The organism is Gynurincola endophyticus (genome assembly GCF_003991195.1).
Taxonomy (GTDB): Bacteria; Bacteroidota; Bacteroidia; order Chitinophagales; family Chitinophagaceae; genus Gynurincola; species Gynurincola endophyticus.
This window is the reverse complement of sequence record NZ_RCWL01000002.1, coordinates 62,542-83,125: the sequence shown is the minus strand read 5'-3', so window position 1 is coordinate 83,125 and position 20,584 is coordinate 62,542. Positions and strand designations below refer to the sequence as shown.

At 39.0% G+C, this 20,584-nt stretch carries 11 protein-coding genes; 1 reads left to right on the top strand and 10 read right to left on the bottom strand.

Annotated elements, in window-relative coordinates; translation table 11 throughout:
- Positions 1-288: 288 nt before the first annotated feature.
- The 10 genes from D9O48_RS04335 to D9O48_RS04290 all read right to left on the bottom strand — a co-directional run bounded on the left by D9O48_RS04335 (position 289) and on the right by D9O48_RS04290 (position 16,096).
- Entirely contained in the window at positions 289-1,011 is a 723-nt protein-coding gene (locus tag D9O48_RS04335) for a copper homeostasis protein CutC (protein ID WP_126971004.1), read from the bottom strand.
- A 2-nt stretch (positions 1,012-1,013) separates the two neighbouring features.
- On the bottom strand, positions 1,014-2,033 hold the full coding sequence (locus D9O48_RS04330; RefSeq protein WP_126971002.1) for a N(4)-(beta-N-acetylglucosaminyl)-L-asparaginase: 1,020 nt from the start codon (positions 2,031-2,033) through the stop codon (positions 1,014-1,016).
- Between the two features lie 44 nt (positions 2,034-2,077).
- Positions 2,078-3,427, bottom strand: coding sequence for a sugar porter family MFS transporter (locus tag D9O48_RS04325; protein WP_126971000.1), 1,350 nt, complete (start codon positions 3,425-3,427; stop codon positions 2,078-2,080).
- 10 nt (positions 3,428-3,437) lie between these two features.
- Positions 3,438-5,222, bottom strand: a complete 1,785-nt coding sequence (locus D9O48_RS04320) for a class I mannose-6-phosphate isomerase (protein ID WP_126970998.1) — start codon at positions 5,220-5,222, stop codon at positions 3,438-3,440.
- 183 nt (positions 5,223-5,405) lie between these two features.
- Positions 5,406-6,674: a glycoside hydrolase family 88 protein gene (locus D9O48_RS04315; protein ID WP_126970996.1), complete on the bottom strand. Its 1,269-nt coding sequence runs from the start codon at positions 6,672-6,674 to the stop codon at positions 5,406-5,408.
- Positions 6,675-6,692: 18 nt separating this feature from the next.
- A complete protein-coding gene (locus D9O48_RS04310) occupies positions 6,693-8,648 on the bottom strand; it encodes a heparinase II/III domain-containing protein (protein WP_126970994.1) in 1,956 nt (651 codons plus the stop codon).
- A gap of 150 nt (positions 8,649-8,798) precedes the next feature.
- Complete coding sequence (locus D9O48_RS04305) at positions 8,799-10,208, bottom strand: c-type cytochrome domain-containing protein (protein ID WP_126970992.1); 1,410 nt, start codon at positions 10,206-10,208, stop codon at positions 8,799-8,801.
- Positions 10,209-10,228: 20 nt separating this feature from the next.
- On the bottom strand, positions 10,229-11,293 hold the full coding sequence (locus D9O48_RS04300) for an NHL repeat-containing protein (RefSeq protein WP_126970990.1): 1,065 nt from the start codon (positions 11,291-11,293) through the stop codon (positions 10,229-10,231).
- A 1-nt stretch (position 11,294) separates the two neighbouring features.
- The gene (locus D9O48_RS04295) at positions 11,295-12,767 is read right to left on the bottom strand and encodes a DUF1501 domain-containing protein (RefSeq protein WP_126970988.1); all 1,473 of its coding nucleotides are present in this window, start codon (positions 12,765-12,767) and stop codon (positions 11,295-11,297) included.
- 140 nt (positions 12,768-12,907) lie between these two features.
- Positions 12,908-16,096 carry a DUF1553 domain-containing protein gene (locus D9O48_RS04290; RefSeq protein WP_126970986.1) on the bottom strand — a complete coding sequence of 1,063 codons (3,189 nt, stop codon included), beginning with the start codon at positions 16,094-16,096 and terminating at the stop codon, positions 12,908-12,910.
- 285 nt (positions 16,097-16,381) lie between these two features.
- Here D9O48_RS04290 and D9O48_RS04285 point away from each other — a divergent pair, with 285 nt between their 5' ends.
- Positions 16,382-20,425 (top strand): hybrid sensor histidine kinase/response regulator transcription factor, encoded by a 4,044-nt coding sequence (locus D9O48_RS04285; protein ID WP_126970984.1) that lies wholly within the window; start codon positions 16,382-16,384, stop codon positions 20,423-20,425.
- Positions 20,426-20,584 lie beyond the last annotated feature (159 nt).

Below are 20,584 nucleotides of genomic sequence, written 5' to 3'. Positions count from 1 at the left end.
CAAAGGTAGCTAATAAGTGGAGAAGGAAGAGTTTTTTGTTACACAGTTTTTCACCATTAAGAAATTAAGGTTATTTAGCACTTCAACTTACGTATTAATTTTTTCAATGAATGGGTATCGATGGGAAACATGAAGGTAATGAAGGTTAGGAAGCACTGTTAACCCGCTCTTCATACGCTTTTTTCCTTCATTCTCTTCCTATTTAAATTACAATTAACAGCTAGAATGAACCAAAGCGAAGCGGTATGGGTTTCTTAATTTCTTAATAGTAAATATCATATAACTGCGCTAATTTAGCTGTTCTAATAATTTTGCCAATGCCAGTTGATCTGGTTGACAAACGGTACCGAAATCAAGAACTGCCGGATTGGCAAAACTCATCGGATTTACGGTTGCCTTTCTTAATGAACCGTGAAACTCCCTGGCACCGGTTTCTTTCATCAACTGTTCAATGTTCTCAGCAGTAATTCCTGCACCAGGCATTATGATGATTCTGTCACCGGCTTTTTGTACCAGTTCGGCTAATAATGAAGTGGCTTCAGGGGCACCGCTTTTTTGTCCGGACGTGAGAATTCTTTCACACCCTGCATCAATAATATCTTCGAGTGCTTTGAATGGGTCTGGAGTAGCATCAAAAGCACGGTTACAGGTCACCTTCATCGGATAAGCCAGCTCTACAAACTCTTTTAGCTGGTCAACATTGATCGTACCGTCTATATTTTGTACACCGATTGAAATTCCATCGCATTGTAATTCCTTACACATTGCAATATCATGTTTCAGAATTTCAATCTCGTTTTCATCATAATAGTAATTTCCACAACGCGGACGAAGGATGGGATAAAGCTTAATACTTATTTTATCTCTGGTTTGTTTAATTGTTCCATAGCCGGGGGTAGTACCACCTTCTACCGGATTATCACAAAGCTCTACACGGTATACACCCATTTTTTCAGCGATGATGCAAGACTGTATATTGAATGAACAAAGTTCGAATAATGCTTTTGCCATAGTTAATAAATACTTTTTGCGTTAATTAATTTTTCTTCCGTACCGCTTTTTACAGCGAATGTAAAACCTTTTTGAAGAGCATATGCTCCGTAGTTACCATTTTTATCTAATGCAAGAAATGCGACCTGAATTGTTTTTGATTTTTCAGGGTTGCGTTTTATGATGCGTTGAGTTGCTTCTTTACAGGCTGCTTCCGGAGCATATCCCTGTCGCATAAGTTCTATAATCAGATGTGCACCTACTATCCGGATAACTTCTTCACCTACTCCTGTTGCAGTAGCCGCACCTACTTCAGGATCTACGTATAAGCCGGCGCCAATGATAGGAGAGTCACCAACACGACCATGAATTTTATAAGCCAGGCCGCTGGTAGTGCAGGCACCGCTTAAATTTCCATTTACGTCCAGCGCCAGCATGCCTATTGTATCATGATTATCCGGCCCACCGGGCATAGGATCATTTTCTTTACTGTAGGATTGATTTTCGATATTCATGGATGGCGAGTAGTTGGAGGTTTTTAACCATTCTTTCCATGCCTTTTCACTTTGGGGTGTCAGAAGGTTTTGTTTTTTGAAACCGTTGGCTAATGCAAAACGTAATGCACCTTCGCCGCTTAATACGATGTGTGGTGTTTTTTCCATTACCAGCCTTGCAACACTAATTGGATGCATAATATGTTCTATGCACATCACTGAACCACAATTATATTTTTCATCCATAATACAGGCATCTAAGGTAACACGCCCTTCACGATCTGGCAAACCGCCATATCCTACACTATTACCCTTTGGATCAGCTTCCGGCACACGAACGCCGGCTTCTACTGCATCCAGTGCATGACCTTTTTCTGCCAGTACTTTCCATGCCGCTTCATTTGCCTGCACGCCGAAGTTCCAGGTAGAAACAACAATTGGTTTTTTAATAGTAGTATCGGAGGAGGATGCACTCACTACTTTTGCAGATAAGAGTATTCCTGCTGACCCCAATACTGAGTTTTGAATGAATTTTCTTCGGTTTGACATATACAATTTTTTACGAAAACTTTTAGTTTACCGGTTTGAAAATATTAATGCGGACTTACAAAGGCTTCTTCTATTTCTTCTAATGTTTTACCACTGGTTTCTTTTACTAATTTCCAGATAATAATGAGATTAATGGTGCTGAATGCAGCAAAAATCCAGAACAACCACGCAGCACCTGCCTGTTCCAATAACCATGGAACAAATTGTCCTACCATCCAAACCGCTACCCATAACATCAGTGTACAAAATGCTACGCTCTTTACTCTTACATCGGTAGGGAATATTTCATTGATGATTACCCACGTAACCGGACCCAGTGAAAAAGCAAAACAGGCGATAAAAAATAACATCAATATTAATAGGAGGTAACCCTGCGTGTAATCTGTGTAAAATAACCATCCGCAACCCAGTAGTGAAACTATTATACCGATCAATCCGATTATCATTAGTTTTCTTCTACCGTATTTATCTGTCCATTTAATAGCAATAAAGGTGGATAACAGATTAACTGATCCGATAATTACCTGAAACAATAAAGCATTCTGACTGTCTATTCCTGCTTTTTCAAAAATGCTTGGTCCATAGTAGATGATAGCATTAATTCCTGAAAATTGTTGCAGAACGGCCAGAATGGTACCTATGAATAAAGTCAGCCGGAGAGGTTTTGAAAAAAGAGACCTGCTGTTTTGCCGGCTTTTGTCCGCAGCTTCTTCCATCGCTTTAAATTCTCTGGCTGCTGTTTCCGGTGGAATGATTTTAAACAAGATCGATGCTGCTTTTTGTTTTTCATTAATACTGATCAACCAACGGGGGCTTTCAGGAACTTTTGCCAGTAACAACATAAAAATAACTGATGGTATCGCCATCACTAAAAACATTGGCCGCCATATTTCTGTTTGAAAAATACTCTGTGCAGATCTTGTATCCAGCAAAGCATTTGAAAAGTATGCAAGCAGTATGCCCGCAGTTATAGATAACTGATAGTAAGATACCATTCTTCCTCTTTTTTCCGCCGGTGCAAATTCTGTAATGAACATAGGAGAAATTACTGAAGCCATACCTACGCCAATTCCTCCTATCATTCTACCAATTACCAACATTGAAACGGAAAAACTACCGGCACATAAGATGGCAGATGCGAGGAACATCCAGGCTGATAAAATGATCGTTTTTTTTCTGCCGATTTTATCACTGACCATACTGGTGGCAGCTACTCCTGATATACATCCGATTAATCCACTGCTTACCAGCCAGCCTTCCATGCCACTGTTGAGCGAAAACTGAATTTTGATAGGAGACAGGGCTCCTGATATAACAGCGGTGTCAAAGCCGAATAATAATCCTCCCAATGCAGCGGTAAGACAAATAAATTCCTGCTTACTGATTTTTTTCATTGAATAATGTTTATCCGGTGATTGGTTGATGTGTTATTCCTGTTCTTACCCGTGCTTTTATGGTGGCGCATTTCCTTCCTTCACTATTACCATATGGTGTGATGGTAAAAACATTTACTGAAGCAGGAATAACAAATGTCTCTGCATAGTTTACTTTGAAGGGTGTGAATTCATTTTCAGGACTCTCTACGATTACTTCATCTCCTTCTACGAGGTTGAGTACGTTTACACTACCTTCGGTATAATGAGTAACCTTTTTTGTAAACCAATGTCGCCTGGTTTCAATGAATTCTTTTTCGTGTAAGCCGGTTTTTTCTTCCTTCCATCCGTCACCTGACGCTATTGTTGTGATATCATTGATGAGATGCTTTTGTGTATATGCAGGAGTTACAGACCAGTTAATAACATTTTTGCCATGTTCGATATTAATAGAACGTGGTTTGCCATCGAGGCCCATCCGGTTCCAATCCCATAATTTGAATGTGAAAATGTAAGGAGTTGCGCTTATTTCAAGTACCATACTGTTTTTTCCGGAACAATGAATAGTGCCTGCCGGAATCAGGAAGTGGTCATGTTTTTTAGCCGGCCATTGCTGTACATATTTGTCAACATCAAAGTCTGATGCTGTTTTTTGAGCTTTATGAAGGTCAGCTATCATTTCTGTCGGGTTGATATCGTCTTTTAATCCAAGATATACTGTAGCGCCTTCTGTTGCATCCAGCATATAGTAACTTTCGTCCTGTGTATAATGCATACCGAATTTTTCCTGTATATAACCGGTGGTAGGGTGTACCTGTAAACTCAGGTTGCCGCCTTCTATAGTATCAAGAAAGTCAAAGCGAATAGGAAACTCTTCTCCGAAACGTGCATGTACTGCAGGTCCTAACAATTTTTCAGGTTGGGCAAATACCAGATTGATACCAGGCGTTTCAAAGAAAGTATTTCCAAATTTATATACGATGCTGTTTTCTTCAGCAACACAATCAAATGCCCAGGCATAATTCGGCACATCTTTCGGTAAGCCTAATTTTTCCATCATCCACTTTCCTCCCCATGGGCCCGGGTCAAAAAAAGGAACAAACCGGAAAGGACGCTCAGCAGTATGTTGATAAGCCGCGTTCAGATCATTACCATTAACCATAACAGGGCTACCGGCAGTGGTAGTATCTACAACAAAGTCCCAAACCGGCATTATTGTTTTTTTGTGCCTGTCACAAATACGCCAGTCAACAAAAAAAGCCTGTTTGTATTGTAGGGAAGTTTTATGGTTGTTATTCTGAAAACCAAGGTTTCCTACTGTATTATTTCTAAACCGGAGCTGTATTTCCCATCTGGGCATATCAAAGTATACTAACAGATCTGATGCGGAGGATAGGAGCGATGCTCCCGGACCGTAAATGAGTACAATACCTTCTTTTTGTGATTCGATTTCTTTACGGATACTGTTAAGTTTTTTCGTATCGAACAGGTTGATCATTGTTAGCCGGTTCATGTACCCGAATATCTCATCGTCTGTTACATATGGCTGCAATAAAACTTCCAGTTCTTTTTCATTCAGAAAGTAATCTCTGGTATAAATAGTTTTCAGGTTTAATGGTTGAACTAATCCTTGCAGAATTTCATCATCATGAACCCCCTGATAGGTATCAAAGAGTACTATTTTTTTAGATTTTTTTAGATTTCCGATAGCTGAAGTGATGCTTTCTTTGATGCTGATCCAACCTGTTTTAGGTTCGCCGTTTAAAAAGTTTACTTCTATAAACGGATGTTTATTATATTTTAGAGGGTTTGTCATGATACATGTTTTCTACTTGTTGATACAATAGGGCAAATAAATTCCCCATATACAAGCGTTGCCTGTTTTAAGGCAGAACCTGCATTTGCTATTATTATAGCTAAAAAGTATAATGGTTATTTAATGTTTACCCGGATAGCTGTAAATTTTACGTTTATAATTTCTGGGTGCAGATTTTAATAACTAATGCTGAAGTGAAACTTTAAAGTTTTGTGTTCCGTTCAGATATTGTTTGTATCTGGTTAATGCTTCTACATAATAGTAATCTGCATATACCAGCGGTACGTCTATTTCTGTTTCATGAGGTATACTGCCAACACTATGTTTCAGAATGAAATTTCCATTGGTGTTTAATGCTGCTTTGTAGGGGGATGCACTCAATGAGTGCAACATTTTGATGGCAGCATTTCTGAACTTGTTTTCTTTTTTTCTATCGTAGGTGCTTAGTTCAAATAAAGCTGAGGCGGTTATTGCAGCAGCAGATACGTCGCGGTAGGGTGTATTTACCTGAAGTGCATAAGATTTTTTACCAGGCACAAATCCTTTCTGGTGAATATTGAAATCCCAATACGGTATTTTGTCTTTTGGTAAATTTTTATTGTTCAGATAATATTCAGCCATACCTATAGCAGCTTTCAGGTAAGCCGGGTTACCGGTTTCCCGATAAGTCATGGTGTAACCGTAAATCGCCCAGGCTTGTCCTCTTGACCATGTTGAGTTATCGGAATAACCTTGTGCGGTTTCCTTTCCTGTAACCTTTCCGGTCAGTGTATCATAAGTGATTACATGGTATGAGCTGTAATCTTTTCTGAACTGATGTTTCAATGTATTGTCGGCGTGCGTAACAGCGATTTTGTAAAAAGAACTGTCGCCCGTAACTTTTGTAGCAAAAAATAATAACTCAAGGTTCATCATATTGTCGATGATTACCGGAAAATCATACGTTTTATTTCCGTGCCATGAATGAAACCTGTTCCATGATTTAATACATCCTACTGTAGTATTAAAACGGGTGCTCAATGAGCGCGCCGCTTGTACGAGCAAATCTTTATATTCTTTATTTTGTGTCAGCCTGTAAGCATTTCCATAGCTGCAATAAACCATAAATCCCAGATCATGGTGTTCTGTAAAGTCTTTTAAAGGTTCCAGCTTTTCGGTCCAGCGAATGGCGGCATCTTTTAAATTGGCATCAGGTGTATTTTCAAAAGTATACCACAATGTACCAGGAAAAAATCCTGGCGTCCAATCGTACATGTTTGTGGTAACCAGTTTTCCTTGTGCATTGGTTGTTCTTGGAAATGATTTATCCGCGTCAGCATCTTTTAGCAGCAGTATTACCTGTTTCCTGGCTTCTTCCAGATTTTGTTTTACGAATGCCGCTTCTTCACTTTTATTACCCGATATGGTAATAAAACCGGCAGCAATCAATAAACAAAGACTTGTCCATTTCATAAAGATGAGATTAATGAGTTATTTGTATTTTTTAAATATAATTTTGTGTGACCCTGATTTTTTTGTGTTGAGCAGTTTAAAACTGACACGGCTGATTTCGGCAGGCCAGCTTTGAAGCAGTTTTTTATCAGCAACAGGTATCGCTTCTACCGTTACGCTGAGTAGTGCGGGATCATACTCCACTACCAGTTTAACTTCATTAATGGAGAACATCAATAAGCCGTTATCAATTTTGTTCACCTTTGCTGAAGTCATAAAGTTGAGTGAAGTATTTCCCGACATTTTTGACAACTCATATTTGTCGCTGATCGTAAACGATTGTTTTTTTCGAAGATGATAACTCCGTTGCCAGCTTTTTACATTGGCATTTTCAGGGTAAGCTTTTTCTATATTAGTAGTAAAGACGGCTTCTTTTGGATTGAACCTGAAGGTCGTACCCGTTGCTTTAAATTTTTTGCCGTAAGCCTGTTCAGTATCATTGATGTGGGGCACATTATGATATAATGAACGCATCGTCCATATGTCATAACGTTCACTACTAAATGTTTTTCTGGTGTAGGTTTCGTTGCCGATGTCTATTAAAATGGGTTGCCCATCATAATAGAGTACGCAGGTTCCTACATCATTGTGATTGTGACTTTCATCATTATGACCACCTAATGCCGAAAAATAAAATCCCTCCGGGGTGCCGGCTTCATCTCTGGCAATAGCTATTCCGGTTTCCTGCATCCATATGTCAGAAAGGTAAGGAGCCCGGGGCGGGGTTGACAGAATTGATGAAATATTCTGAAGGTTTCTTAATCCTCCGTAAACAGAAGAAAGAGGAAGACTGTCTTTCCAACGTTGTTGTTGTGCCAGATAAGCTCCGAATCTGATCAGTGTACTGTCGCTGATTGCTTTTCCATAGGAATATACCAATGCCGGATCGGTGGTTAATTTAGCTGATGCATCTGCATAATTCAGGTAATAATTACCATCAATATAGGCTTTCGCTATATAAGTACCGATGCGTTTTACCAGTACACTATCAAACAGATTAATGGTTTCTCCGGTGGCTTCCTTTAGTAGTTCAAGATAATTGAATAACATTCCTCCGGCATGAGTCCAGTAAGCAGGCCCTTCTTCACAACCTCCGTCTTCTTTGTAATAATTGATAAACTGATCAACGGAGCGCATCGTTTTATAGATACCTTCAGTTTTCTTATCAGTATCTTTTTCTACCAATAGCAGGCAGGTAAGTACATTATAATTTAACCATACATTCCAGTTATTCACCATTCTGGTTTTACCGTCCAGTGCCATCCACCAGAAATCATTCCGATTGTAATATGGTTGAAGAATTCTTCGTTGAATTTCATTATAAAGCCTTTCGCTGATTAATGGATTATATTCATCAAAGTTATCTTTCATGAGATAGTAGACCCATGCCATTACATTAGAAGTAATGCCAGCGCCCAATTCAATGATTGGTTCGTTTGGGTCGGGTAGGCCTGCTCCTTTTTTCTGTAAATTGAGGCTGGCTGAAATTGACCAGCTGCTGATATCGCACAAGGCCCATACTCCATTAATTAATTGCGGTACAAACCTTTTTTTACCTTCTACCAGCTCTGCAAACAACAATTTCTGAATAGCAGTGAGGTTTTCATTATAGATATCTTCCATATTGTAGCGCTCGCCTGTAAGTACAAATTCAAGATAGGTCATGGCTGGTACTACCTGCCATTTATAATGCAGAGCATCTTCGCCGGCAGCGATGATTTGATTTTTGTATCGGGAAGGTATAGCATTCCAGAAGCTACGGTTATAGTACGAATATGTTTCCGCAGACGGAATAACCTTCTGCAGATTTTGTGCAAGTATTGTTTTTGTGGCAGCCTGTTGCAAAAAATTTCTTTCATGCTGTGCGCTACAAATTTCAATAAATGAACAAAAGAATATTGTCAGACAAAACAAACGCGTTGATACTGTATTCATAATTTTCTGAAAAAAATCACAATCGGTTCTTTATCAATCATTGCAAAAATTAGTTAATTAAAATCTCGTATGAGAGAAATTCTTAAAAGATTGACGTGATTATTTTAAATCTGTTTTAACTATTTGATTATCAATATAGTGTTTATGCTTTTATAAGTTTTCTATTCCCTGAATAATGTTTGTTTCAGGCTTTTGGGTTCTGAAAATTCCCACTGCCTCAGGGGTAACAGACGTTTTCCAGCAATAAATATTTTTTAAAGAGTTGATTTTTTGCAATATTTCCAGTGTTTTGTTATCTGCTTTGGTATGATTTATATTGATGTATTCAAGAAAACTTAATGCCTGTAATTTTTTGATGCCTTCGGTTCCGATTGAAGTGGCAGATAGGTTTAACCGGATAAGGTTCGGCATTTGTGCTATTATTGCTAAAGCATCATCGGTGATCATTGTATTTTCAACCTGTAACCATACAATATTGTCTTTTAGGGGCAGCAACAGTTGTGCTGTTTTATTGTCAAACTCTTTAAAGTTTACACAACTGACCATCAAAAAAGGACTGTTTTGGGCTACCGGGCTCACCAGCACTGATAAATTTCTTAGGGCTTCCACTGATTCATTATCCGGCATAGAAACTGTTTTTTCAAAAACAGCAGATAGTGCTTCCGGCTCATGTTTTTGAGCCGGCGTAGTTCCGTGGTTTGCTACAAAACTATTTAGCATCACCAGGGTGGAAGAATCCGGATTCAATTCTGCCACTTTTTTACTGGTATTACTGCCACTTTCAACCCACCAGGTCAGTAAGGTAATTTCTTCTTTTGTTAAGGGTTCCTGATCTTTCGGGGGCATCAGTTTGTCATCTTCACGAGAAAGTAGTAATCTTTTAATAAACTCACTATTGGCGGCATTTCCAGGTTCGATGATCGTACCATGTTTACCGCCTTTAAAAATATGTTTCTCTTCATCGAGACGAAGAGCACCTTTTATTTTTGCTGAACTATGGCAGCTGTAACATTTGTTTGCCAGAACGGGAACTACTAATTGTTTATACACCTGCGCCTGTTGAATATCAGTTATTGCTGCTACTGGTGTTGAGTTTATTTTTTTTACTTCGCCTCCGATCAGTCCTGGTAAGCCTGCTGTAAGATAATCGTCACCGTGAGTCATATTTCCTCCCTGGTGCCCTGTGATCATTAAAGCGAGAAAGAGCACGACAAGCCCTGCGCGATACCACCTGATCAGATTTTTTTGATAGAGTAACCAGCTGATTCCTGTAAATAAGGTTAAGCTGATTCCCATCCATTGATGCAGTAACAAAGTATTTTCTTCGTAGCCGCCTTCCTGGCTTAAAAAGAATCCGACAATGCAAGAAATAACTCCTGTGATAAAAGCAACAACAAGTGATAGCCGGATTGCTTTCCCCAGGTTGTTTTCCGGCTTTCTCCATTGAAGTATTTCCATTATGAAAACTATCATGAGTATACCAATTGGCAGGTGCACTACCAGTGGGTGAAAATGTCCGAGAAAACTCATCCAGTTTTGTAAAATATTTAGATAAATCATAAGGAACAATCGTAGAATTTTTAAACTCGTTCTAGTTTAGTTGGATAAACTCCGCCGGCATTCCATTCACACACATAAATGTTTTTTTCATCATCTATGCAAACATCATGGCAATGTTTAAATACAGGTTTATTCTGTACCATTAATTCGGGTTCGTCAGTAATATAAACAGGTTCGGTACCTCCCGGATTGGATATGACTTTGTTGTTTTTGTCAAGTATCGTTACAAATCCTGAATTTAATGTGAGCATATGATGTTTCAGTGCCGAATAGCATACACCAGCATATATATTTTCACCATCAATTACCGGCCTGCTAAGATAAGCGCCCGGCATGTAAATAGAGTCAATATACCGGCCATCCAGCGTAAATCGTTTGAAACAGTTTTTAACTCTCTCGCTGCAGATTAACACAGGGTTGTCAGCGTCGCGTGTATCCAATGCGATACCATGTACCTGTTTGAATTTATCGTCGTAAATAAAACTATCCCCACCAAATTTCCGGATAAATTCACCTTTGGAAGTATACTGAAGAATGTATTGTGAGCCATATCCGTCTGCAATGTAAATATCTCCATTGGGGCCGATACAGGTTTCTGTTGGCAAAAATCTATCGCAGTCTTTATACTGGCCGATGAATTTCGGATGACGTATGGTAAGCAGAATATCACCTTTAAGAGTGGTTTTATACACTTCTCCTAATTCAAAATCGGTGATGTATAAGTATTCTTCGCCGTTTTCATTGTGTAGGGTAAGGCCATGGCCACCGGGAAAACGATTTCCCCATGTTTCCAGTAGTTTACCGGACTTATCATAAATGAGAATATTATTTTTGGTTTCATTGGTCAGCATGATTAACCGCTTGCGGCTGTCCATCACCATTTCGTGACAATCTTTTACGGGATAACGATTCCGGTCGAGATTTCCCCATTCCCGATTGATACGATACCTGAATCCGTTATGGCCGATAATATCATTATTACTATTATTGTTATCAGGTTTGGATGATATTATATTAAAGTGAGGTACCACCAATCCGGTAGTACTGATACTCAGCGTATTTTTTAAAAAGTTTCTTCTTTTCATTTTAAGTAATAATTCCTTTTACAACTTCACCTGCAACATCTGTTAATCTGTATCTTCTTCCCTGACTTTTATAAGTAAATTTCTCGTGATCAATTCCGAGCAGATGGAATAATGTTGCCTGGAAATCGTGCACGTGTACTTTACCATCCACAATATTATGTGCGAAATCATCTGTTTGTCCATAAACAGTTCCCGGTCTGATTCCGCCTCCTGCCATCCAGATGGAGTAAGCGCCCGGATGGTGGTCTCTTCCAAAGTCTTCCTGTGTTAATTTGCCCTGGCAGAAGCTGGTTCTACCGAACTCTCCACCCCATACTACGAGTGTGTCGTCAAGTAGTCCTCGTTGTTTAAGGTCTTTTACCAATGCTGCCGATGCCTGGTCAGTTTGTGCAGTTGCTTTTCTGATACCGGAATGAAGACTTCCATGATGATCCCAGCCAAGGTGATACAATTGTATAAAGCGCACGTCTTTTTCTGCGAGACGTCTTGCCATTAAACAGTTGTAGGCATAAGTTCCGGGAGTTCTTACATCGGGTCCGTACATATCCAATATATGTTGTGGTTCATCACTCAGATCGGATATTTCCGGAACTGCCATCTGCATTCTGTAGGCCATTTCATATTGATTGAGACGGCTGTCTATTTCCGGATCTTTCCATTGGTCTTTTTGGAGGAGGTTAAATTCTTTTATAAAATCTAATGCTCTTCTACGGTCCATTTTTTCTGGCCCGGCATCTGATGACAGATAGAGTACAGGATCTTTTCCGGTCATAAATTGTACACCCTGATGGTGTGACGGAAGAAATCCGTTACTCCAGGCCAGGTTACTGATTGGCTGATCACCTCCACCCTGGGATATAAGTACAATAAAAGACGGCAGGTTCTGATTTAAACTACCTAAACCGTAGCTTAACCATGAGCCGATGCTTGGACGGCCGCTTAACTGATTACCGGTTTGCGTAAATATCACGGCAGGTTCATGGTTGATCTGTTCGGTAAACATACTTTTTACAATACAGATATCATCTACAATACCTGCAGTATGTGGAATCAGATCACTCAGATAAGTACCATTTTTTCCATATTGCTGAAAGGTTGCTGCCGGACCCGCCAGAGGAAAACTATTCTGATTCGACACCATTCCCGAAACACGGTTGGTACCAATTACACTATCAGGTATTTCCTGCCCGTGCATCTCATACAATTTAGGTTTGTAATCGAATAGTTCCATTTGCGAAGGGCCACCGCTTTGAAACAAATAAATTACACGTTTAGCTTTCGGAACAAAATGGGGATTAATCAAGGGTTGATTTTCATCCACATCATTTAAAGTGATTATTTTTTTATTGCTTTTGGCTGCATCATTCTCACATCCCAATAACGCACTGAGGGCAATACCACCCAGGCCAATGGCTGATCCTCTTAAAAACTTACGACGGTCATATTGGTATAATATTTTTTTGATTTCGTCCATAGTTATTTTATTTATAAGGTTAACCGGTTATCACCGGCGGACTGTTTCAAGTAAACCTGCCGGGTTACCGGCAGGCGATGAATACTTGCATATGAGAGATAAGGAATGGTAAATAACTTTTGCTCATATTCAATGTCATCTTATTTTCTTGTGATAAATTCATCTGTATTGGTAAGTGCCATCACCACATTTACGTAGGCTGCAGTTTTGTTCAGGTCTCTCGATTGTGTCCACTTTGCTTCACCTACTGATAAAAGTCGTTTCATCTTTACCGGATTTTTTTTGAATACTTCATATTCCGTTTCATACATTTTTACTAATAAATCCAGCTCTGGTTTTTGTGGTTTTCTTCCTGTTACGAGCCTGAATCCAAAAACAAGCTGGTCGGTGATTTGTGGGCCACCTTCGTTGATCATTCTGTCTGATATGAATTTTGCTGCTTCTATAAAAGTGGGATCGTTCATTAATACCAACGCTTGTAACGGAGAACTCGAATTGGTTCTTTTAACCGTACAAAAGTTTCTGTCTGGTGCATCAAAAATCAACATGAATGGCGGAGGGCTCGAACGTTTCACAACAGTATAAATACTTCTTCTGAATAAATCTTCACCTTCTGACAAATGATAGTGGTATTTCCAGCTTTTGTCACTCAATGCTTCCCAAAGTCCTTCCGGTTGATAAGGGTACACACTTGGCCCGCCAATTTTTTTGGTAAGCAGATTACTGATCGATAATATATTATCTCTGATCATTTCTGCAGGCATCTTGTATCTTGAACTCCTTGCCAGTAAACGATTGTCAGGATCTATGGCATATAACTCGGGAGTGATCACTGCAGATTGTTTGTAAGTGGAACTCATCAATATATATTTCTGAATCGCTTTTGTATCCCAGCCTGTTTCCTGATAAAGGATAGACAAATAATTTAGTAACTCTGGATGCGAAGGTAATTCTCCCTGATTACCGAAATCATCAGAGGTTTTAACCAGCCCGTTACCAAAATATAATTCCCATATATGATTCACTGCTACTCTTGCTGTCAGCGGATTTTCCGGTAAAAACAGCCACTTTGCCAGGCCCAGCCTGTTCTTCGGAAATGATGCCGGATACGGTAGTATTGCTGCAGGCGTATTTGCTTCTACTTCCTGACCGTAATTATCATATATACCCCGCAACAGTATATATGTTTTTCTCGGAACAGGCAAATCTCCCATGACCATTGTTTCCTGAATATCGTCATAGGTACGGGCAAGCTGGGCACGGTAATAAAACAGACTATCTCTTACAGGAGTAATAATCTTATTTTTTGCATTTAATCTGAGCTGTTTATTCTGATAAAGGTAAGCGGCTTCATCTGCTGTGAGCTGATCATTGAACAGATAAAATTCATCAATCATTCCACCTTTCATAGTCTTTTCCAGTGACCTTGCTCCAAATGAGAGTCCGGTAAACTCCACTACCTTATGAATATTCGGAAATGGACGGATGTTTTTCTTCAGGTGATCGTATTCGGTTTCTGTAGTGGTTTGTTTTCCGTTGATGAAAATTTTTACTCCGGCTGCTTCGCTGCTTCCATCATAACTGACAGTGATATGATACCATTTATTTGAATCAAGTGCTGCTTTAGTGTATACACTGATGGCATCATGCGGAAAAGCATGCATTAAACGAAAATTAACTTTATTATTGATCAACATCAGGTCATATCCCTGAAATCCGTATCTGCGCGGATCACTATTATGCAGGATGGCAGATTCTTCATAATTTTTAGGAACATTCAGCCATAATGAAAAAGCGAAAGGTTCATATCGTTCAAAACTTCCGACTCTGTAGGGTGGAAGGTGAACCAATGATTCTTCTTCCAGCTGAAGTGCATTGCCCGCAATTCCCTGTACGAATTTTGTTTGTGTGGCTGTTGCTGAAAGTGCCGGTTGTACACGATTCATCACACCGGTTGTTTTTACCGGCTTATCATTTTTGTAGCTGGATAATTGTTCTGTTTTTTCAAAAGATAATGCAGCTATTATTTTATCATTGATATTCTTTGCCGGTATACTTTCGCTGCCGGTAGCTTTGTTTTTTGAAGTACGCGCAATATGATTTTTGAGTATTTCAAGTTGACTTTCCTGCTCACTGGTAGGTAATAGTAATGTGGGGCCGGGAACAATGTTATTGTCAGCGCCGTAGTTGGAACTGCCCAGTTCAAAAGTGCTGTTGAAAAAAGCGTATAAAGAAAAATAATCTTTATGGCTGATAGGATCGTATTTATGATCATGACATTTGGCACAGCTGACCGTCATACCCAGTAGTGCTGTTCCGATCGTATTCGTTCTGTCAACATTGTATTCTACCCTGAATTCTTCAGGAAGTATCCCTGCTTCAGAATTTTGTTTTTGATTTCTGCTGAAACCGGTTGCCAGAATCTGCTCTTTGCTGGCCTGCGGTAAAAGGTCACCGGCCAGTTGCCAGGTAATAAACTGATCAAACGGCATATTGTTATTATAGGCGTTGATGACCCAGTCGCGCCAGGGCGAAGCATCACGGTGTTTATCATCGAGATAACCATGGCTATCTGCAAAACGTGCAACATCCAGCCAATACGCCGCCATTCTTTCGCCATAATGCGGAGATTTCAAATAATAATCTACTATTTTTTCATAGCTGTCGGTTGAATTGTCATTCAGATAAGCATCAATTTCCTGAATGGTAGGAGGCAGGCCGGTTAAATCAAAACTCACTCTTCTGATTAAAGATTCCTTGTCTGCTTCAGGTGATGGTTGCAATCCTTCTGTTTCCAGTTTTTGAAGAACAAAGAAATCAATTTCATTCTGAGCCCATTCTTTCTGTTGTACTTTCGGAAGCCTGGGTTTTACCGGCGCTTCAAAAGCCCAGTGAGGTTTATATTCGGCACCATCATCGATCCATTTCAACAAAACAGCCTTCTCCTCAGCCGTAAGCGTTAAGTGAGAGGCCGGTGTAGGCATCAGATAGTCTTTATCAGTGCTGAGGATTCTGTGTGCAACATCACTTTTACGGAGATTTCCGGGTTTAATAGCTTTTAGACCGGAGGCGGTTTCCTTTCCGTATGCTGCTTCAGCCATATCCAGGCGGAGGTCACCTTTTTGTTTGGCCATATCCGGGCCATGACAGCTGAAACATTTATCCGAAAGAATACTTTTCACATGGACATTGTAATCCAGTTGGTCGGGAAGGTTTTTCATCGCCAGCTGTACTTCTTCAGGAATGGTTAATTTGGGAGAACCATCCCACTGAACAACGACAATGGTAATCACTAGTAAAATGGTACCTAAAAGAATCTTTTTTTTCATATGCAATCTCTTTCTTAAACTGTTTGCGGTAAATCTGTACTGTGGAATTCAGCACCCGTTTATCTGTCAAACAGCGTAATATTCAGCTGATGTAATCATACTTCATAAAGGTCTTACTATATTTTTCAAGATATGAGTGAATATCTTAAGCTTTATGTTAGACAATAATAAATTGTTGACATTTTATTGGTTTTCAATCGTAAATTTATAACACACTCATTTGGAGTTTTGCTTGTTTCGGGTATTGAGCATAAAAAAATATAGCCGTAATCTTAAAAAGTACCGATGAACCGGTTGATAGTTGCCATAACGATTGTTTTTTTTGTAATGAACCCTGCTGGTATTACTGCCCAGGGAATATCATTTCATCATTTGACTGCTGAAGACGGTTTGTCACAGAATGCTGTTTTGTCATTGTCGCAGGATCATAATGGGTTTATGTGGATCGGAACTTCAAATGGTCTGAATCGATACGATGGTTATCGGATTAAAGTATATGAAGCCCGTAATGATGACCCGGTAACACTCTCTTCTAATAATATATTATCACTAAAGCAAGACTCTAAAAAACGTCTCTGGGTAGGTACTTACATGGGACTGAACAGATACAATCATTTGCAGGACCGTTTCACCAGAATTCCTTCTCCCGTTTCTTATCAACTCGCTTATTACCAGATTTATGAAGACCAGAAAGGTAATATCTGGATGGCAACCAGCGAAGGAATATACACACTGGATAATGTTGCAGATACGCTTAAAAAAATAATATTACCGTTAACAAACAGTACATCGGTAAAAACGGATGTAAGAGCAGTGCTGGTAGACCGAAAAGATAATGTATGGGTAGGTACTACCAACGGATTAATAAAAATGCAGGTGCAACAAAATGTTGCTACGGGGGTAACTTATACACGAAATATTCAATTTCCTGAAACAGTCAGTGCTAATTTTATTACAGCGCTGGCCGAAGACAGATTTGGAAGGATCTGGATAGGAACATTAAACAGCGGCATTGATATATATGATCCGCAAACACAAAAATTTACGCACCTCAATTCTAACAATACAGAAAAAAAACTCATTCATAATAATATCCGCCGGATTTTCGTCAGCAATATAGGTCAGATATGGATTGGAACCCAGGAAGGTATTACTATTCTGAATGAAGATTTCCGTGTCGTAGAACATCTGCAACAAAATGACGGAGTATCACAAAGCCTCAGCCAGAATAGTATTCACGCAATTTTTCAGGATCAGACCGGAAATATGTGGGTAGGAACCTATTTTGGCGGTTTGAATTATACAAATGTTATACATACCGACTTTAAGGTTCTGAGAAAAAAAGATCAGAATAATTATTTGAATAATAATGTTATCAGCAGCATTGTAGAAGATGAGAATAATAATCTGTGGATCGGAACAGAAGGAGGGGGATTAAATTATTTCAAAAGAAAAGAAGGTTCATTCGTTGTATATAAAAATGAAGGACAGGATGACGGAGAGATTGGTTCAAACCTTATTAAATATGTTTACAGAGACCGTCACGGCAGAATCTGGGTGGGTACGCACAGAGGCGGATTAAATGTTTTTGATCCCGGTTCTAAAAAATTTAAAAAATACCTCTTTAAAGAAAATGATCCCTCTACTTTAAATTCTGAAATACTGAGTATTTATGAAGACAGCCGCGGACGCTTCTGGATAGGCTCTACGGAAGGTGTCAGGATTTTCGACAATACTGAGCATGGATTAACAGAAAGGGTAGATTATTATAAAGGTGCCGAAGTGATGAAACATACAGCGTATTATTTTCTTGAAGACGATCAACAGCGATTATGGATCGCGACAGCCGAAGGATTGTATTGTTTCAGAAATGGAGTATTTGATAAAATTACAGATGATATTGTTAACTGCGTAATACAGGATAGTAAATCAGCTATCTGGTTAGGCATGCGCAAAGGTGGTTTGGCCAGGTTCAATGAACAAACCGGTAAATTGGAAATTTATAATCAGGCCGGAAAAATCGGTAACCGTAATATTGTAGGAATTCTTGAAGATCAAATAGGAAATTTGTGGTTAAGCTCCGACAATGGGCTCATTAAGTTTAATGCCGGAGCTGATCTTTTTCAGGTGTTTACCGAAAGTGATGGGCTCGCAGGAAAATCTTTTAACTACAATTCATTTTTTAAAGATAGCAACGGCATGTTCTGGTTCGGTGGGTTTAGTGGAATCACCTATTTTTATCCGGAACAGATTCAGGCAAATCTGAAACCTGCAAATCTTGTTTTAACTGATCTGAAACTGTTTAATGAAACATTGATACCTGCAGCAGGCGGAGAAATTTTAGACAAAGCGGTTGCTTATACAGATGATATTGTGTTAAGGTATAATCAGAACATGATTACCGTAGATTTTGCTTTACTCAATTATATAAAAAGTAGTAAAAATGCTTTTGCTTATATGCTGGAAGGATATGATAAGAATTGGGTATATACATCGGAACCAACCGCTTCTTATACCAATCTTCCTTCAGGCAAGTATAATTTTGTTGTAAAAGGAGCTAACAATGATGGGGTGTGGAGCCCGGTTCAGAAATTGAAAATAACCATTCTACCGCCTTTCTGGTTATCATGGTGGGCTTTCCTGATTTATTCACTGGCAGTCGGAGCAGTTGTTTTTGTGGTAGTACGCTATTTTTTCCTGGGTGCTTTGTTAAAAAAAGAAGAAGAACTACATCAGGTAAAACTGAACTTTTTTACAAATGTGTCACATGAAATCAGAACCCACCTGACGCTGATCATGACTCCTGTTGATAAAATGCTTGAGTCAGATGCCACATCATCGTTTGTAAAAGATAAACTCATCGGTGTTAAAGGTAATGCCAACCGCTTACTTAAACTGGTAGGAGAGTTAATGGATTTCAGAAAAGCCGAAACCAACAATCTTAAATTATCTGTAGGTCAGTATGACCTGGTTGCTTTTCTCGAAGATATCTATAACAGCTTTACAGAAGTAAGTATAAAGAAAAATATTTCGTTCTCCTTTGTTCACAATAATGATGTACTTCCATTGTATTTTGATAAAGAACAACTGGAAAAAGTATTCTTTAATCTACTGGCAAATGCTTTCCGTTTTACTCAGGAAGAAGGAAATATTCTGGTAGAAGTTACGGAAAATGAAAAAGAAGTAATTGTTTGTGTTACGGATAATGGAAAAGGTATCGCACTGGATTATATCGATAAAATATTTACGAATTTTTTTCAGGTAGCTGAAGACGGTAAACAAAATACCGGCTATGGAATTGGTCTGGCACTGGCAAAAACTATTGTAACATTACATAAAGGAGATATTCTGGTTGAAAGTGTACCTGTAGCAGATTCCGGAGAATCGCGAACCTCCTTTAAAGTTTTTCTGAAAAAAGGAAAACTGCATTTTGATCAGGGTGAAGTAAAATCTGACGCATTAATACCTTCAGTGCGCGCACAGGATTCTACAATGACTGATATGAATAAGGTATATCAAAATGAAAATGATACCACTAAAACAGAAACTATTCTGATTGTAGAAGATAATCCGGAACTGAAGAAAATGGTCAGAGAAATTTTCGAGCCGAATTATACTGTAATTGAAGCAGTAAACGGAAAAGAAGGACTGAACATTGCTTATACCGAAATTCCTGATATTATAGTAAGTGACATCATGATGCCTGAAATGGACGGAATTGAGTTATGCCGTATTCTAAAAACCGATAACAGAACCAGCCATATCCCGGTTGTTCTGCTGACAGCAAAAAGTACTCAGAATGATAAAATTACCGGACTTGAAAACGGGGCGGATATATATATCACCAAGCCCTTCAGTCCTAAAATTTTACAACTAAGCATCAGAAACCTGCTTTCTGCACGCGAGAAATTAAGAAATTCTCTCAGAGCTCAATTTATAGATCCCATTTCAGAAAAGCCGGTTTCATTTGCAGCCAAAGAAATGAATACGGTGGATAAAGAATACCTTGATCGTGCTGTAAGTTTTGTTGAAGAAAATATGGACAACCCTGAATTCGGTGTAGAGATGTTATCAAGGCATATGGCGATGAGCGTACCGGTACTCTATAAAAAACTAAAAGCAATTACTCAAATGTCGGTGAATGACTTTATAAAATCAATCAGGTTGAGGCGTGCGGCCGAATTATTACAGGAGCAACGATTGAATGTGAATGAAGTATCGATGGAAGTGGGCTTTAAAGACCGACGCTATTTTAGCCAGGAGTTTCGTAAACAATATGGTAAAACTCCAAGAGAATTTATACAGGATTATCGCCCTCCCACCTCTTAATTATAGAGAAGCTTATTAAACAACATACCGGTAATTATTAAAATAAATACCGCTGGTAACTTAGTTCGATCACTTTAGCATCCGGTAAAGTTTTATTTAAATAGCACTCAGCTTCAGGTTGAACATGAATGACCTGAAAATTCAAAACCAACTATCCAA

Coding starts and splice junctions, on each gene's coding strand:
- D9O48_RS04290 (WP_126970986.1), bottom strand. CDS start 16,096: ATGAAAAAAAAGATTCTTTTAGGTACCATTTTACTAGTGATTACCATT.
- D9O48_RS04325 (WP_126971000.1), bottom strand. CDS start 3,427: ATGAAAAAAATCAGTAAGCAGGAATTTATTTGTCTTACCGCTGCATTG.
- D9O48_RS04305 (WP_126970992.1), bottom strand. CDS start 10,208: ATGATTTATCTAAATATTTTACAAAACTGGATGAGTTTTCTCGGACAT.
- D9O48_RS04315 (WP_126970996.1), bottom strand. CDS start 6,674: ATGAAATGGACAAGTCTTTGTTTATTGATTGCTGCCGGTTTTATTACC.
- D9O48_RS04310 (WP_126970994.1), bottom strand. CDS start 8,648: ATGAATACAGTATCAACGCGTTTGTTTTGTCTGACAATATTCTTTTGT.
- D9O48_RS04300 (WP_126970990.1), bottom strand. CDS start 11,293: ATGAAAAGAAGAAACTTTTTAAAAAATACGCTGAGTATCAGTACTACC.
- D9O48_RS04320 (WP_126970998.1), bottom strand. CDS start 5,222: ATGACAAACCCTCTAAAATATAATAAACATCCGTTTATAGAAGTAAAC.
- D9O48_RS04330 (WP_126971002.1), bottom strand. CDS start 2,033: ATGTCAAACCGAAGAAAATTCATTCAAAACTCAGTATTGGGGTCAGCA.
- D9O48_RS04285 (WP_126970984.1), top strand. CDS start 16,382: ATGAACCGGTTGATAGTTGCCATAACGATTGTTTTTTTTGTAATGAAC.
- D9O48_RS04335 (WP_126971004.1), bottom strand. CDS start 1,011: ATGGCAAAAGCATTATTCGAACTTTGTTCATTCAATATACAGTCTTGC.
- D9O48_RS04295 (WP_126970988.1), bottom strand. CDS start 12,767: ATGGACGAAATCAAAAAAATATTATACCAATATGACCGTCGTAAGTTT.